Raw genomic sequence first — 15,861 nt, forward strand, 5'->3', positions numbered from 1 at the left:
GCGCCTCGATGACCTTCGGCCCGTACACCGGGGCCCGCGGCGGACGGGAACGCACCGGCCGCAACTCCAGCGCCTGCCGTAGCGCCCGGCGGGCATAGTCACGGTTCCAGCTCGTCAGATCCACCAACTCATCCAGGATCCGCACCTTCCCGGCGCGATTCGCCCGGGCATATGCCCGTGCCTTGATCACCGTGACAGCCTGCCGCTGGCTCATCGTCAGTCCCATCCCTCAAGGATGTCCGCGGCCGGACCTTCCCGGACCTTTTCAGGTGAGGCAACGTATCCGTCGCCGCGGACCTTTCCTATGAGTCAACGCGAGGTCTTCCGCTTTCCCGCAGCCGCCGTTAGCCTGTGGCGCATGGACTGGAAACTTGAACTCATTTTTGTGCCCGTATCCGACGTGGACCGCGCCAAGGATTTCTACGTCAACAAAGTTGGATTTAACCCTGACTTCGACGAGCGGCCCATGGATGGCATCCGCTTCGTCCAGCTGACCCCGCCTGGGTCCGCCTGCTCCATTTGTATCGGCGAGGGCCTCAACGACGCCCCTCCTGGTACGGCGCCAAGCCTGCAGATGGTGGTCAGCGATATCCAGGCCGCCCACGACCACCTCAAGGGCAACGGCGTAGAGGTCAGCGACATTGACGTGCAGGACTGGGGGCACTTCGTCTATTTCGCTGATCCCGACGGCAACAAATGGGCGGTGCAGTACATCCCGGGCCGTGACGCCTTAGCCTCTGACTCACAGGCCCGTGACGTCTTAGCCGGTGGCGCCTAAGGCAAAATAGGCAGCATGAACATCCCGACACAAGCCGCCACCCCGACACAAGCCGCCACACGGACGCCTGCAGCCACACGATCGCTGACCTGCCGTGCCGTCCTTTTCGATATGGACGGCACCTTGGTGGACTCCACGGCAGTGGTCGAAGAGGTATGGGGAGAATTCGCTGCCCGGTACGGCCTGGACATCGCCGAGATCCTGCGCACTTCGCACGGCATCCAGGCTGCGGATACCGTCCGACGCTTCGCGCCGGCCGGAGCCGACGTTGTGGCGCTCACTGCCGAACTCGGTGCCATGGAACGGGTGCGGACTGCCGGTATTGTCGCGTTGCCGGGGGCTGCCGAGCTGCTTCGCAGCCTCCCGGCCGAGGCAGTGGCGCTGGTGACCTCAGCGGACAGGACCCTCGCGGACATCCGCATGGACGCCGCGGGACTCGCCATGCCAGCCAAGGCCGTGACGGCGGAACTGGTCACGCAGGGCAAACCGGACCCGGAAGGGTATCTGAAGGCAGCCGGACTGCTGGGCGTGCAGCCGGAGGACGCCGTGGTGTTCGAGGATGCACCCGCCGGAATTGCGGCAGGGGTTGCCGCGGGGATCCGCACGGTGGCCGTGGGTCCCAATACGGGCGTATTGCCGGCAGGAGTGCTCCACATCCCGGACTACCGTGGAGTGACTGTCTCCGTGGAACGGAACGCCGGGGGACGGCCGATCATTTCTTTCCGGCTTTGAGGTCGGCGACCATCTTCGTGATCCGCCTGGCCCGGGTTTCGTCCGACTTGGCATCTCCGATTGGCTCCACGTACCGGCGCTGCGTGCTGTAGTTCAGCGTGGCGTAAAAAGCCTGCGCTTCGGGTTCGGCAGCCAGGGCTGCGGCCAGATCGTCGGGGACCTCGATGATGCGCGGCTGGGTGTCCAGTTCCACGTCCACCTCGATGGTGTCGCCGGCGGCAACTCCGGTGAATTCCCGGTTGGCGGTGCTCACCCCGATCAGGTTCTGTCCGCCCATGACCGCAATGCTGCTCCGGTAGCTCTTGCCGTTGATGGTCACCACCACCGGCGGACGCTTGCCCGCGCCGAGAGCCGAGATGACCTCCTCGGGAACTTCGATTCCCGCCTTGTTGCCGCTGCCCAGGATGGTGGTGGTGATTTTCATGGCCCAAGTATGGCAGCCCTGGCGCCGGGAATCAGGCGCAGGGGAGTCCGGGTAAGGCGGAGTCGGCCTCCTAGTACCAGTTGTGCGACAGGTGGAAGTTCAGCGCGCCGCACGGTGACTGGTAGCGCTCCTGGATGTAGTTCAAGCCCCAGTTGATCTGCGTGCGGTAGTTGGTGAGGTAGTCCCCGCCGGAGCTGGCCATCTTCTCAGCGGGCAATGACTGGACGATTCCGTATGCGCCGCTGCTGGCATTGGTGGCCGTGGTGGTCCATTCGGATTCCTTGGTCCACAGCGTCTGCAGGCACTGCATCTGGTCAGCGGACCAGCCGTAGGTCGCCAGCTGCCCGGCGGCGTAGGCCTGGGCTCCTGCGGGATCGTTGACGGCCACAACGGGAGCGGGTACAGGTTCGGGAGCCGGTGCCGGCGCCGGTGCAGCCTCCGGAGCGACCTCCGGGGCGGGGGCCTGCGCAGGCGCCGGTTCGGCAGCCTGGGGCGCGACGTTGATCTCGGCCGGCGCAGCCTCTGGGGTGGCCGGAGCCTGAATCTCGGCTGCTTGGATGCTCAGCTTCGACTGGGCGCTGGCGTCTTCGGCGGCCTGGTCCACGCTGGCCGCAAGTGAAGCGGACTCGGAAGCGTGTGCCGCGGCGGTGACTCCGACCAGCAGGGCGCACGCCGTCGCCAATGCCGCGGCGCGCTGGCCCACGGAGGGAATCCGGGCCGCCTTGGACAGTGGGGACATAGCTGCACCGATACGGGTCTGCTTGCGGTGGCTGGCGGACTTTGTATCGCCCTGCGGGCGTGTTTCTACCTTGAATTCAGACATGATGGATCGCCTCTCACACCTGCGGAGTTAGCTGTCGGGTTCGGATGAGGGCATCCGGCCACACGGCACAATCACGTGTTGGCTTAACCCCAAAGGGCACTTGGTGCCCGGGACGGTGGGTCCCCCGCCTCTGCCTCTGAAGACGGAATCCGGGAAGTGGCAGAGCTTGGCGTCATCCGGATATGCGGCCCAAACGGGATCCGCACTTGTTCGACGCTACAGGAGCTGGACGCTTAAGTCACATTTTGGTAACAGGAATCACGAAGACGGTGTGTCGCCTTGCTGCGCTCGGGCTTCGGTTAGGTGCACCATGGCGCCAGCAGGAAAAAGTAAGGTGAACTCTGTCCGCCCGGCCCGCGAGGCCACTGCCACGCTCCCGCCGTGGGCCTCCATGATGGACTGGACAATGGACAGGCCCAGGCCGCTGGTGCCCTCCGATGCCCCGGCGCCCACGGCCGGTGCCGTTCCCTTGCGGGCCGCGTCTGCGCGGGCAAACCGGGAGAAAACGTGGTCCACGAACTCCGCAGGGATGCCGCCGCCGTCGTCCGTTACGGTCACTGCAGAGCCCCCATCTGCAGACTTCGTGACAGCGGTGACCACGGTGGTCCCGGGCGGCGTGTGTTTGCGCGCGTTGGAGAGCAGGTTGACCAGCACCTGACGCAGTTGGGAGGCATCACCGTTGACGGCAAGCGGTTCGTCGGGCAGTTCAAGGCGCCAGCGGTGGTCCGGGGCTATGACTTTCTCGTCACTGACGGTTTCGATCACGAGTTGGGTGAGATCAACTTCGCTGAGCTTAAGGGGCTGTCCCTCATCGAGCCGGGCCAGTAGCAGCAGATCCTCCACCAGGGTGGTCATACGTTCGGACTGGCTCTGGACGCGGGCCAGGGACTTCCGCCCGTCCGGCGTGAAGTCCTCGGTCATCCGCATCAGCTCCGTATACCCGCGGATGGCGGTCAGCGGGGTGCGCAGTTCATGGGAAGCGTCGGCAACGAACTGCCGCACCTTGGTCTCGCTCCGCTGCCGCGCCTCGAGGGCACTGGCCACGTTGTCCAGCATCAGGTTGAGGGCGTGTCCTACGCTGCCCACTTCGGTTCCGGGGTTGGAGTTCGACGGCGGGACGCGCACCGCGAGTGCCACCTCGCCGGCATCCAGCGGGAGCCGGGCCACCCGGGTTGCCACCTCGGAAAGCTGCTCCAACGGTTTCATGGTGCGCCGGATGAGCACGGTTCCTGCCAGCCCGATCAGCGCCAGGCCGCCAAGGGAAACGAATACAAACGTCCATACCAGCGATGCCAGGGTGCTTTCCTTGGCGGCCAGCGGAAGGCCCGTGACGAGGACATCGCCGTAGCCGGTTTCCACGGCCACAATCCGGTAATCCCCGTTGGACAGCGAGCGGTTCGCAGGGACGCCGTTCCGCGCCAGTGCCAGCAGGGTCTGCTTGTCTGCGGCGTCGAGGGGCAGGCGTGTGATGCCCGAGTCCAGGAAGCCGCCACTGTTGATCTGGCCGTTCAGGATCCGCGCATTCAGCGTTCCTACGCTCTGCCCGCGGGAATCAAGCGGGTCCGGCCTGCCGTTGAATCCTCCCAAGGGCTGGCGGCCCGGATCGTTCGAGCGCTTGGCGGCCTGGCTCAGCTGGTCATCCAGCTGGCCGGTGAGGAAGGAGTCCATGGAGGCATAGCTGAACAGTCCCACGGCGCCGCAGATGGCCACCAGGAGGGCCATGGCCAACAGGATCAGGCGCGTACGCAGATGCCAGGTATCCGGTTTCAGCCAGCTCCGGGCTGGTGCTGGGGTTGCTCGCGGCGAGGACATGGAGCAGCTACTCGGCCGGCTTGATGACGTAGCCGGCGCCCCGCACGGTATGGATCATGGGCGGGTGCACGGCATCCACTTTCTTGCGCAGGTAGGAGATGTAGAGCTCCACAATGTTGGCCTGGCCGCCGAAGTCGTAGTTCCAGACGCGGTCCAGGATCTGGGCCTTGCTGATCACCCGTTTGGGGTTCTCCATAAGGTACCGGAGCAGCTCGAACTGGGTGGCCGTTAGCTGAAGGTCGTCGCCCGCGCGGGTCACTTCGCGGGTGTCGATGTTGAGGACAAGATCGCCCACCACCAGTTCCGCTGTGTCCATCGCGGCAACGCCGGAGCGCTGGACCAGGCGGTGCAGGCGCAGCAGGACCTCCTCCATGCTGAACGGCTTGGTCACGTAATCGTCCCCGCCGGCCGCGAGGCCCAGGATCCTGTCCTGAACGGCGTCCTTGGCAGTCAGGAACAGCGCAGGTACCTCCGGCGCGAAGGCGCGGATCCTGCCCAGCAGCTCAACGCCGTCGAACCCTGGCAGCATCACGTCCAGCACCAGGACGTCCGGGCGGAACTCCTTGGCGAGCTTGACGGCCTCCGGGCCATCCGAAGCGACGGCAACGGACCAGCCGGCCATGCGCAGCCCCATGCTCATAAGTTCGGAAAGGCTGGGTTCGTCGTCTACCACCAGGGCGCGGATGGGGGAGCCGTCCGGGTGGGCCAGCTGCGGAAGGTTGTTGGTCATGGAATGCGAAGTGGCCATGGGACAACTCTCCGATCATTCGGTTAGCCCGCGCTATGGGGTTCCTGTGCGCACGCTGTGAATGCCAGCCTAGCGAGCTGGGTGGGCGGGCGGGATGCCGAGCTTGCGCCGGGCCGCCGTCTTTTCCGTTGGACAGGTGGCCAAAGGCCACAAGCAATTTCGGCGAGTCATGGCACGGTGAATCTAATGGGCTTAACGCCACGAATAAGCGAAGATTATTCGTTGATCAGGGCCCTATGAACACCCTCAGCGGACAACAACTTACGATTTGTCGTCATTTCCGAATGGTGATCTATCACACAAATCCGCATTCTGTCTCACTATGCGGAACAACGCACCCATTGTTACTTGCAAGTTCTTATTGTTACGTTGCACACTTTGAATTGTGAACAAGAACTCAACAGCACCTGCAGCCGCAGAATATTGGCCCAGCACATCCGCTGCTGCCGACATGCGCTGTTGTCGAATGCACGCCTGACCTTCAGACCCCACGGAGTTCCTAGGCATTCGCCCCCAGCCCAGCGTAGGGCGCCCTCCCCAGATCTCATTGCGGGGAAATCAGCATTCGAGCCGCGATGACGGCCATTCACATTGAGGTAAGCATTCATGTCAGTTGCATCCGGATACGTCCACATCTCCGTCCGTAACGCAGGCAAGGCGGGCCAGGCTTCCGGTCTCCGCCAAGGCTTCGGCGCTCGACCGGCATTCGCCCCGGCAGCCCCAGGCGCCAGCTTTCCCGCCCCCGGCTACGCGCCCCAGGGCTACAACCCCAACTCCTACGGCCAGCTCCGTGCTGTCCAGCCTGCCGAAGCCGCGCCGCTCACCGCGCCCACCCCGGTTATCGCGGGGCCAAACGCCGTGCGGCCCGTCGCCAACGACACCGTAGCCCGTGGATTTGTCCTCTACATGGGCATCGACGAGGAAACCGCAGCGGCCGCCGGAACCTCCATTGCCAAGCTTGCCCAGGAAATCCGCGCTTACGCTCAGTCACTCGTGACCGGTGCCGAAAGCTACGCTGCGGTGGCCGTGGCCCCGGCCGGCACCCCCGGTTCCGCGCTCGACGTCGTCCGTTCCACCTTTGGTGACCCCACCGTGAACGCACAGAAGCGCACGGAGACTGCCCGGCTGCAGCAGCCCCAGGATCCGCGCCCGTCCGGTGTCCTGATCGACCTTGCCCGCCGCGAAGTCCACCTTGACGGCGAATCCCTGAACCTGACCTTCAAGGAATTCGAACTCCTGAACTACCTGGTCGAAAACGGTACCCGCACCGTGGGCCGCGATGAGCTGCTCGAGGGCCTGTGGCGCAACGCCGAGGAAGTCCCCAACGAGCGCACCATCGACGTCCACATCCGCCGCCTCCGCTCGAAGCTGGGCCGCCTCGCCAACACCGTCCGCACCGTCCGCGGCCAGGGCTACCGCTTCTACGAGCACCCCGAAGTTATTGTCTGGGCTGCTCCGGAATACTCGATCTAGTCCTTCAGCGACGCACCAAAGCGGCCGTACCCCTGAGGTGCGGTCGCTTTAGCTTTCACGGGACGCCATCCCCGCAGACGAACCCACGAGCCGGGCGCCTCAAGCGGAAGTTGCTGGAAAGGACGCTGCAGCGCAGCGGGATATCCCGAAAGCGCCGTTGTTGCGTGAGGTACGAGCGCAGGCGCAGAGGGATCGTCGCGCGAAAGCGGAAGCGGCCGCCCTGGCTGAAGGTTACGGGCGCTAGGCTTGGGGGATGAGCGACCACCACATCAAACGCCTGGTGATCATGCGGCATGCCAAGGCCGACTGGCCCGGCGGTGTGGCGGATCATGAGCGGCCGCTGGAGGAGCGGGGGCACCGCGAGGCGCCCCTGGCCGGCAAGTGGCTGGTCAAGCACGGCATCCTCCCGGACTTCATCCTGTGTTCCAGTGCGCTGCGCACCCGCCAGACCTGCACCTGGGTGTGCTCCGAGCTGGGGGATAAGGCCCCGACGCCGAAGCTTGAGGACGGCCTCTACGCCGCCTCTGCACTGCGGATGCTCGCCGTGGTCAACCACGTGCCTGACACCGTCACCACCCTGATGCTCATCTCACACATGCCTGGCGTCCAGGACCTCGCCATGCACCTTGCCTCACGCGACTCGAACCACGACGCCTACATGGACGCCGCCACGCGCTACCCCACCAGCGCACTCACGGTGCTGGAAACGGAAAAACCCTGGGCCGAGCTGGACGGGCAGGATGCCAGGCTGACCAAGTTCAAGGTCCCGCGAGCCCACTGACCCCGCGCGTTCCGGCGACCTCGCGCAGCAGCCCGGCGACGTGCTGGATACCGGGGCTGGCCGCCATGGTCCGGCGGTACACGATGCCCACCTGCCTGACCTGCGTGGGGTTGATCACGGGCAGGCACACGACGTCTTCAGGCAGTGCGGGCCGGCCGAGGCGGGGGACCAGCGCCACAACGACTCCCTGCTCCACCAGGGCGATGTGGGTAGCGAAGTCAGGATCGTAGACCCTGATGTCCGGCACCCGGCCTAGATCGGCGAAGATCCGCAGCAGCGCCTCGTTGCAGATGGCGCCGTGCGGCGTGCTGATCCACCGTTCGTCCACGAGGTCGGCCGGTTCCACCTGGCTGCGCCCGGCCAGCGGATGGTCGCGGTGCACCAGGACGTCAGCAACGTCCTCGCACAGCCAGTCGAGCGTCATGTGCTCCGGTATGACCAGCGGGACGGAGTTCCAGTTGTGGACCACACCGAGGTCCGCCTCCCCGTTGGCCACCCGCGCCACGGCTTCCCGAGGGTCCTCGGCCAGCACGCTGATGTCCAGGTCCGCTTCCGAAGAAGCCAGCCGTCCCAGCACTGGCCCCAGGAGGCCACGGCACGCGGTGGAAAAGGAAACAACCTTGAGGTGCCCGGTAGGTTTGGCCGGATCCGCCAACAAGGTGGATTCCAGTTCCTCGAGCTCCGACATGATGCGCCGGCCGTAGGCTGCCAGGGTGAGCCCCCGCTCAGTCAGCAGCACCCCGCGGCCGCGGCGCTCCAGGACGGGGAACCCGGTCTGCTTTTCCAGCTTCTTGATCTGTTGGGAGACGGCAGACGGGCTGAAGCCCATCACCTCCGATGCCGCTATAACCGAACCGTGTTGTTCGATTGCCGCCAGCGCCCGGAGCGAACCGATCTCAATCATGAAGCAAACGTACATGATTAGCCGCAGAATTCAACGCTGGTGCTTCATCTGGCCTTCTGTAAGAGTGGGACCGTGAACCTCCGACACTCCCTCCTCGCCACCCTGGTCGCCGTACTCTGGGGCCTGAACTTCGTGGCCATCGACTTCGGCCTGCATGCAAATGGCAGAGAGGTTCCCCCGCTCCTTTTTGTGGCCATGCGGTTCCTCCTGGTGGTCTTCCCCTGGATCTTCTTTATCAGGAAGCCGGACGTCAGCTGGCAGGCGATCATCGGCGTCGGCGTCTTTATGAGCGCGGGCCAGTTCGGCCTCCTCTACCTGGCCATGGCGCTAGGCATGCCGGCAGGCCTCGCCTCCCTGGTCCTCCAGGCGCAGGTGCTGCTTACCGTCCTCCTGGCTGCCGGTGTACTGCGCGAGCGGCCAAGCCGGAGCCAACTGGCCGGCGTCGTTCTTGGCGTTGCGGGCCTGGCCGTGGTGGCCGTCGGCCGCAGTGCCGTGGCCCCGCTGCTGCCGCTCATCATCGTTCTGGGAGCCGCGCTGTCCTGGGCTGCCGGTAACGTCATTGCGCGTCAGGCCAAGGCCGCCTCCGGGCTGGGATTGGTGGTCTGGTCCGGCGCAGTGGTGCCCCTTCCCCTCGCCGGACTGTCGCTGCTGGTGGACGGCCCGGAAGCGGTGTTCGGCACATTGGCAGACCTCCAGCCAGCCACGATCCTGAGCGTGCTGTACACGGCGATTTTCGCATCGCTGGTGGGGTACGGAATCTGGAACCGGCTCTTGGCCAGCTACCCGTCGTCGGCCGTGGTGCCCTTCACCCTACTGGTCCCCGTGGTGGGCATGAGCGCTGCCTGGCTGGCATTGGGGGAAGTCCCGACGCCGGCCGAACTGGCTGGCGGGCTGCTCCTCCTGTGCGGGGTGGCGACAGCGGTACTCGCTGGCCGTGGCCGGCGCGGTCCACGGCTGGGTCAGCGGCGTGACGCCGGTTTGGCACCCGTCTTGGTGCCCGGTTTGGGTGCCGGCTTGCGGACCGGGGAGGCGGACGACGACGGTCGCTTGCCTGCCGAGGCAGGCATCCGTGCTGGCGCTCGGAGCCCTGACTCGCGCTGAGCTGTTGCGGTACCCCGGGGTGCCGCGCCACTGGTTGCGGCGCCTCTGGTTGCGGCGCCTCTGGCGGCCGCGGTCCGAGATGCTGGGTACCTCGCAGCAGGACGGCCTACGCCGGACGCGGACCGCCGCTTGGCCGGCGACGGCTTCCGTTTCGCAGTTCCCGGACGCGTTCCCCTGGGCCAGGCAGCGCCAAGGAAGAGGACCGCTAGTGTGGCAACTGCTGAGGCCGCACCCCAGTAAAAATAGTTGTCCGGATCCCCCGTGGGGAGCGGTGTGCCGAAGAACGACGACTGCTCGGCGAAGGCCAGCTCCCAGGTGCTGACAAAGGCCAGGGAAAAGGCAATGGATAAGCTGGATCCCGCGGCGGTGGCAACCAGCACCAAGCGGCGCCCGCGTGCCAGCACCTCCGCTACAGCCGCCACGTAGGCCAGCGCAACCAGGCCCAGGAACGTGACCATCACGGCCTCTTCCAGGGTGATGGCGGTGAGCACCAGCATGCCCAAGGCGGCGACAGCCGCGATCACGGCAAACTTTCCGCTGTTACCCATGTGGCGCATGTGTTCAATCATCCCGCTACTTCACAACATAGCCGCGCATGATTGCCATGATTGCTGCAACGCTTTGGTCACGGGTGCGTTCGGGATTGTAGGTCTGCCGGTCCAGCCCCACCACGAAGCAGGCGCCAAAGATCGCCGTCTCCAAGCTGCCCCGCGAGATCGTTTCGTCCACCTGATACGCGGCAGCCACGTTCTCTATGGCCGCGCCGATCACCGCCAGGAGTTCAGACCGGAGCACCGCGAACGTGTCCCGCCATTCGCTGGGAGTCCGCCAGTTTTCGCTCACCCACAAGCGGGCGAAGGACGGGTAATCGGCCATAAAATCCATGGCCTGGCCGATCATGGCCTCCATGGCCAGCAGCGGATCGGCCCCTGGTTGCCCGGCCTCGCTCAGCAGGCGTGCCTTCAGGATGTCCACGCCGTGCCGCAGCAGCTGTGCGATCAGATCCGATTTGCTGCCGAAGTTGTAGTAGACAGTGCCCTTGGAGACGCCCGCTGCCGCGGCGATCTCGTCCACCGTGACACCAGCTGCGCCCCGCTGGCCGATGAGTTCCATGGACGCATCGAAGAGCTTCTGCCGGGTGGCTTTGGTCCGGGCCGGGCGAAGTTTCTTTTCCGCCGGCCCGTGCATGGCCGGATCGTGCCTGTCGGGATCATGCCCAACAGGATCGTGCACCCCAGGACCCACCCCGGGATCAGGCGCGCCGGCTCCGGGCGCGGGCATACTCATACCGCGATCTCCGGTTTGAGCGTTTTGAGCGTCCAGTACTTGTGCTTCCGGACTGCAAAGGTGGACATCGCCGCGCCCAGCAACGTGTAGCCGAGCAGCCCCAGGACAGTGGGCACGATCCCGGACAGGTCCGCGCCGTAGATGAGGTGCCGCATGCCCGTGACCACGTAGCCCATGGGCAGGATTTCGTGGACCACGTGAAGCGGCTGCGGGGTGGTCTGCCAGGGGAACGTGCCGCCCGAGGACACCAGTTGGAGGACCAGCAGGATCAGCACCACCAGCTTGCCGGGCGACCCCAGCAGCGCCACGATTCCTTGGATGATGGCGCTGAAGGCCATGGCCGCGGCCAGCATAAACAGCCACATCAGCACCGGATGCGCGGGGTTGAGGCCCAGCGCCAGGTCCACCACGAGGGTCAGCAGGCTCGCCTGCACCACCGAAACGGCCAGGAAGGGAAGCCAGCCGCCGACGGCGATTTTCCAGGCCGGGGCGTTCGACGCCAGGGCCCGCTGGGTGATGGGCCGCATCGCCTGGATCAGCATAAAGATGCCGATCCACAAGGCGAGCGTCAGGAAGAACGGTGCCAGCCCGGCGCCGTAGGAGTCAGCCTTTGCCTGGGAGACGTTGCTGACCGCAACGGGATCGGCAATCACCTCTGAGAGGCTGCTCTTCTGCGTATCGTCCGGGTTGGGCACCTGCCCCGCTCCCTTGGCAATTTCGTCGGCCAACGTCCGTGAGCCGTCAGCTGCGGTGGCGGTCCCCGCCTCAAGCTGCCCCGCGCCGGCGTCGAGCGTCTGCGCTCCTTCGACGAGGCGCCCGGTGCCGTCCAGCGCAGACTGCTCACCGGTGGCCAGCGTGGCCGCTCCGGTGTGGAGCTGGTCTGCGCCAGCGGACGCCTGGATAATGGCGTCCTTCAGGGCAGGCGTGGCCGTTGCCAGCTGTGCTGCGCCGACGCTCACGGCCTCGGAGCCGTCCGCGAGCTGCTGGATCTGGGTGGCATCGGTCTGGATTCGGGTTTTAGCTGCGGCCACGGGGCTGGAGGCCGCCACCGTATCGAAGTCGGCCAGGATTTTGTCTGCCTGCACCTGGGTGATCACTTCGGATGCGACCAGGCGGGCATTAGATTCGATCACGCGCGTCCGGAGTCCTTGGTCAGCGGCATCAAGCTGCGTGACGACGTCCTGGACCTTGGTGTTGAGCTGCGCATTCCCCGCGGCCACCTGGGCCGCGCCGTTGGCCAGGGTCTGGGTGTCGGTGGGCAGCATGGCGGTCTTGTCCTTCAGAACGGAGAGCCCGCTGCTGAGCTGCCCGGCTCCGTCGGTCAGCTGGTTGGCCCCGTCACGCAATTTCAGCTGCCCGTTGTAGAGCTGGCCGGCTCCTGCGCTGAGTTCGCTGGTGCCCGTATGCAGGGTGACCGTCCCGTCGCGGAGGGTTGCCACGCCGTCCGCCAGTTGCCCGGCGCCGTCCGCGGCCTTGAGCATCTGGGCGTGGATGGTGCCGAAGCCGGTGAGCAGCTGGTTCGCGGTCTCTTCGCCCACTTCCTTGGCCACAGTTGTGTGCACCGCGGTGGTCAGTTTGTCCACGATGGTGCTCAGCAGGTAGTTGTTGGCATCGTTGGTGGTGACGTTCAGCATCGCCTGGCTGGCTGAATCGAAGCTGCCGGGGGAGACCAGGTTCGTGGAGAACTCGGCCGGGATTTTCAGTGCAAACGCGTACTTGCCGCTGCTGACTCCCGCATCGGCCTCGGCCGCTGTGGGGACCGCCTGCCAGTTGAAGACGTTGCCCTCCACGAGGCCGTCAGCCACCTTCTTGCCCGCCTGCAGCTCGGTGCCGTCGCTGGACGTGGCGCCGGTGTCTTCAACCACCAGGGCGGCCTCGATCTGGTTAAGGTTCCCGTAGGGATTCCAGTTGGCGTACAGGTATACGGCCCCGTACAGCAGCGGCACCATGATCAGGGCCAGGATGGTCAGCTTCGGCAGCAACCCGCCGGTCATCCGCTTGAGTTCGGAACGGGCCAGCCGCAGCACGGTCACTTCGCATCCTCGGTTTCGAGTAAGAGGGATTCGGTTTCTTCGTCTGTGAGAGCCGGCGCATCGGGTGCTTCGTCGGCGTCGGGGATGGCGTTGCCAATCACCGCGGCCGGCCCCGTCCACCCTGCCGGGAGGGTAGTAACGGTGACGACGACGGCGAGCGGCCGGCCGGCGTCGTACGCCAGCTCCTCAAGCCGCGGGAGCCAGTCCGCTGCGTGCGCACCGTGCCTGTCGGGGGAGTCCACCACCAGGAGGTCGGTATGAGGGTTGGCGAGCGCCAGGGCTGTTAGCAGTTCAATGCGCCGGTCCGGGGCCAGCTGCTCCGTCCACAGGTCCGCGATGTCCTCGAAACTGTTGACTTTGAGCCAGGGCTTGCTGAGTAGCGCGCCGCGGTAGCGGCGGGGGATCAGGGCGAGGTCCTCGGTGACAAGGTCCCGGACGCTGAGGTGCTGCTCGGGCTCATTCACATTGGGGGAATCAACCAGGGCGCTCGCAAGGCGGAGGGATTTGGTGCGTTCGTTGGCGTCCCAAGCGATCTGGCCGCCAGTGGGTTTCATGCGCCCACTGATGGTCAGGGCGAGAGCTGTCCGCTGGTCCTGGCGTTCGGCGGTGACGAGGAGGAGCTCACCCCGGCCGACCCGCAGAGAGGTGGGCGGGAGCAAATCGTCGCGCCGGCCTTTCACATGGAGCTGCTGTACGGAGAGCAAAGATGGCCTTTCGACGGTGTATGTCCGTCTCCAGCCTAACTGAACTGACTGGTCAGTTCAAATAGAAGACGGAGTGGCGCAGGCGAGCAGTCCAGCGCGAACGGACACTTGCGGCCCGGACTACAAGCCGTATTTCTCCAGGAGCCGCAGCCACACCTCGCTGACGGTGGGAAACGACGGCACCGCATGCCACAGCCGCTCCAGCGGGACCTCGCCCACCACGGCGATGGTGGCGGCGTGCAGCAGCTCACCCACGTCCGGGCCGGCGAACGTGGCGCCGAGCAGGACCCGCCGATCCTCGTCCACCACCAGCTGCGCCCAGCCTTCGTAGTGTTCCGAATGCAGCGACGAACCCGAGACCTCGATGGGCAGTTCCACGGACGACACGTTGTAGCCGTCCCGCTTCGCCTGTTCCACCGTGCGCCCCACCGCTGCCAGTTCGGGATCCGTGAACACTACGTTGGGGACGGCATGCTCGCTGGCGGTCTGGGCGTACCGGCTCCAGGCCGCGGGCGCGCCGCGGAGCTCGCCCTTGGCGCGGGCCGCGATGGCGTCGCCGGTAGCGCGGGCCTCGTACTTGCCCTGGTGCGTGAAAAAATTCCTGCCGGCGGCGTCGCCAACAGCGTAGAGCCAGGGCTCCGCGCCATCCGCCTTCTCGTCTGGGAGGTCCGGAGCTTCCGGGAGGCTCCGGACGCCCTGGACTAGGCCAGTGGAGTCGGTGGTGAGTTTCAGCTGCCCGTCCTGGGCCTCGAAGCCCAGGCTTTCCAGCCCAAGTCCTTCAAGGGCGGGATGCCGGCCCGTTGAAACGAGGACCTTGTCGGCAGTGACAGTGGTTCGGCCGTCCGGCGTCTCGTCCTGAATCGTGAGAGTGAACGTGCCGTCGTCGTTTTCCCGGACACTTTTGGTGGACGTGTTGAGGCGGACCGCAACGCCGTCCGCCCGCAGCCCTGCCGTCACAAGTTTCGTGGCCTCTGCGGGAAAAGAGCCCAACAGTCCGCCCCTGGCCACCAGCGTCACGTCCGAGCCCAGGCGAGCAAATGCCTGCGCCAACTCGGTGCCCGCTACGCCCCCGCCGATGACAGCCAGGCGCTCCGGCACCTCCTTGGCCGAGGTGGCTTCTCGGGTGCCCCAGACCTGGAGGTCCTCCAGTCCGTCGATGGGAGGCGTGGTTGGCGTAGAGCCGGTGGCGAGTACCACCGCGTGACGCGCCTTGAGCTCGTAAGTGTTGCCGTCCAGCCCGGCTACTTCAACCGTGCGCGGCGCGGTGATCCACCCGTGGCCGCGGATCAGCTCGATCCCGGTATCTTCCAGCCACTTCACCTGGCCGTCGTCCTGCCAGTTTCCGGTGAAGTAGTCCCGGCGCTTGAGGACTGCCGCTGCATCCAGTGTCTTGGTGACGGCTTCAGCTGCGCCGGGTACTACCTGGGCGCCGTGCAGGGCTGTGCCGGGGCGGAGCAGGGCTTTGGACGGTATGCAGGCCCAATAGGAGCATTCGCCGCCCACCAGTTCGGCTTCAATGAGGACGGCCGTCAGACCACCCTGGACCACCCGGTCGGCCACGTTTTCCCCCACGGCGCCGGCGCCGATCACAATGACATCGAATTCACGTTGCAGCGCTTCAGGCGTCATTCGTCCAGCCTACGCCCGCCGCGCGGGAGGCGGGCAGCGCCGCCGTCGTCAATCAGGTGGTGACAGAACTGCGTAACTTTTGAAGGCCGACAGCCGGCCCGTCATGCGAATTCAAGGGCATGGCGAGGTTTGGTTACCAAGAGTGACGCATTTCCGTCGGGGAGCCGGGGTTGTGCTCGTTGCTCCGGTTGAGGATGGTGCCCGCTCGGCCGCCGCGTTAAAGACAAAAAGCCCGTATCGGCGAACCGATACGGGCCTTGCTCTGTGCGCCCAGAGGTGTCTAGTTTCACGACATAGTTCACAGGTGAGTCGGGACATCGTTCACAGTTGACACTTCACCGGTGAGTCGGGACATCGTTCACACTTTGGTGGCCGAGCATGATTCATGTCGAAGCAGAAAGTCATCGTCCTCGCCGTCCGTGACCAAGGCCTGAGCGTCACGGCCGCAGCCCGCCGCAACGGAGTCAGCCGCCGCTGGGTCCACGAATTGCTCAGACGCGAAGCAGAAGGAGGCATCGACGCCGTCGAACCCCGACCCAAACGACCGCTGAGCAACCCGCGCCGCACCCCCGCCGAGACCAGCTCCCGGGTCCTGACCCTGCGCACACGACTCACCGCCGAGGGCCTGGACG

15 protein-coding genes, 1 pseudogene and 1 riboswitch are annotated in these 15,861 nt (G+C 65.7%); of the genes and pseudogenes, 6 read left to right on the forward strand and 10 right to left on the reverse strand.

Annotation, left to right across the window (positions count from 1 at the left end; translation table 11 throughout):
* Positions 1–226: pseudogene (locus tag ACZY1F_RS21130) on the reverse strand (integrase); the annotation flags it as partial.
* A 132-nt stretch (positions 227–358) separates the two neighbouring features.
* Between ACZY1F_RS21130 and ACZY1F_RS21135 the strand changes: the two are divergent.
* Positions 359–778, forward strand: a complete 420-nt coding sequence (locus ACZY1F_RS21135) for a VOC family protein (protein ID WP_463944384.1) — start codon at positions 359–361, stop codon at positions 776–778.
* Positions 779–793: 15 nt separating this feature from the next.
* Positions 794–1,510, forward strand: coding sequence for an HAD-IA family hydrolase (locus ACZY1F_RS21140; protein WP_463944385.1), 717 nt, complete (start codon positions 794–796; stop codon positions 1,508–1,510).
* On the opposite strand, the gene ACZY1F_RS21145 is transcribed toward ACZY1F_RS21140, so the two are convergent.
* The 4 genes from ACZY1F_RS21145 to ACZY1F_RS21160 all read right to left on the reverse strand — a co-directional run bounded on the left by ACZY1F_RS21145 (position 1,491) and on the right by ACZY1F_RS21160 (position 5,317).
* Positions 1,491–1,934 (reverse strand): DUF1905 domain-containing protein, encoded by a 444-nt coding sequence (locus ACZY1F_RS21145; RefSeq protein WP_463944386.1) that lies wholly within the window; start codon positions 1,932–1,934, stop codon positions 1,491–1,493. The two genes, ACZY1F_RS21140 and ACZY1F_RS21145, sit on opposite strands and share 20 nt — an antisense overlap.
* A gap of 70 nt (positions 1,935–2,004) precedes the next feature.
* Positions 2,005–2,757: an aggregation-promoting factor C-terminal-like domain-containing protein gene (locus tag ACZY1F_RS21150; protein WP_463944387.1), complete on the reverse strand. Its 753-nt coding sequence runs from the start codon at positions 2,755–2,757 to the stop codon at positions 2,005–2,007.
* A gap of 5 nt (positions 2,758–2,762) precedes the next feature.
* Positions 2,763–2,915: riboswitch (cyclic di-AMP (ydaO/yuaA leader) on the reverse strand.
* A 100-nt stretch (positions 2,916–3,015) separates the two neighbouring features.
* Positions 3,016–4,569 (reverse strand): sensor histidine kinase, encoded by a 1,554-nt coding sequence (locus tag ACZY1F_RS21155; protein ID WP_463944388.1) that lies wholly within the window; start codon positions 4,567–4,569, stop codon positions 3,016–3,018.
* A 7-nt stretch (positions 4,570–4,576) separates the two neighbouring features.
* On the reverse strand, positions 4,577–5,317 hold the full coding sequence (locus ACZY1F_RS21160) for a response regulator transcription factor (protein WP_463944389.1): 741 nt from the start codon (positions 5,315–5,317) through the stop codon (positions 4,577–4,579).
* Positions 5,318–5,923: 606 nt separating this feature from the next.
* On the opposite strand from ACZY1F_RS21160, the gene ACZY1F_RS21165 reads away from it, so the two are divergent.
* Positions 5,924–6,790, forward strand: a complete 867-nt coding sequence (locus ACZY1F_RS21165; protein WP_160677712.1) for a winged helix-turn-helix domain-containing protein — start codon at positions 5,924–5,926, stop codon at positions 6,788–6,790.
* Between the two features lie 253 nt (positions 6,791–7,043).
* Positions 7,044–7,571 carry a SixA phosphatase family protein gene (locus ACZY1F_RS21170; RefSeq protein ID WP_463944390.1) on the forward strand — a complete coding sequence of 176 codons (528 nt, stop codon included), beginning with the start codon at positions 7,044–7,046 and terminating at the stop codon, positions 7,569–7,571.
* Here the strand turns inward: ACZY1F_RS21170 and ACZY1F_RS21175 are convergent.
* The gene (locus ACZY1F_RS21175) at positions 7,549–8,475 is read right to left on the reverse strand and encodes a LysR family transcriptional regulator (RefSeq protein WP_463944391.1); all 927 of its coding nucleotides are present in this window, start codon (positions 8,473–8,475) and stop codon (positions 7,549–7,551) included. The genes ACZY1F_RS21170 and ACZY1F_RS21175 overlap by 23 nt on opposite strands.
* Before the next feature lie 72 nt (positions 8,476–8,547).
* Here ACZY1F_RS21175 and ACZY1F_RS21180 point away from each other — a divergent pair, with 72 nt between their 5' ends.
* Positions 8,548–9,576, forward strand: a complete 1,029-nt coding sequence (locus ACZY1F_RS21180) for an EamA family transporter (protein ID WP_463944392.1) — start codon at positions 8,548–8,550, stop codon at positions 9,574–9,576.
* A 573-nt stretch (positions 9,577–10,149) separates the two neighbouring features.
* On the opposite strand, the gene ACZY1F_RS21185 is transcribed toward ACZY1F_RS21180, so the two are convergent.
* The 4 genes from ACZY1F_RS21185 to ACZY1F_RS21200 all read right to left on the reverse strand — a co-directional run bounded on the left by ACZY1F_RS21185 (position 10,150) and on the right by ACZY1F_RS21200 (position 15,229).
* Positions 10,150–10,764, reverse strand: a complete 615-nt coding sequence (locus ACZY1F_RS21185; RefSeq protein ID WP_463944397.1) for a TetR/AcrR family transcriptional regulator — start codon at positions 10,762–10,764, stop codon at positions 10,150–10,152.
* A gap of 95 nt (positions 10,765–10,859) precedes the next feature.
* Positions 10,860–12,896: a YhgE/Pip family protein gene (locus tag ACZY1F_RS21190; protein WP_463944393.1), complete on the reverse strand. Its 2,037-nt coding sequence runs from the start codon at positions 12,894–12,896 to the stop codon at positions 10,860–10,862.
* Positions 12,893–13,600 (reverse strand): sugar ABC transporter ATP-binding protein, encoded by a 708-nt coding sequence (locus ACZY1F_RS21195; RefSeq protein WP_463944394.1) that lies wholly within the window; start codon positions 13,598–13,600, stop codon positions 12,893–12,895. The genes ACZY1F_RS21190 and ACZY1F_RS21195 overlap by 4 nt, the downstream gene beginning before the upstream one ends.
* Positions 13,601–13,720: 120 nt before the next feature.
* A complete protein-coding gene (locus tag ACZY1F_RS21200) occupies positions 13,721–15,229 on the reverse strand; it encodes a dihydrolipoyl dehydrogenase family protein (protein WP_463944395.1) in 1,509 nt (502 codons plus the stop codon).
* Positions 15,230–15,614: 385 nt separating this feature from the next.
* Between ACZY1F_RS21200 and ACZY1F_RS21205 the strand changes: the two genes are divergently transcribed.
* Positions 15,615–15,861: helix-turn-helix domain-containing protein (locus ACZY1F_RS21205; protein WP_463944396.1), on the forward strand; the 247-nt coding region annotated here is incomplete at its 3' end.

The sequence above is a fragment of the Pseudarthrobacter xylosi genome, assembly GCF_055412765.1.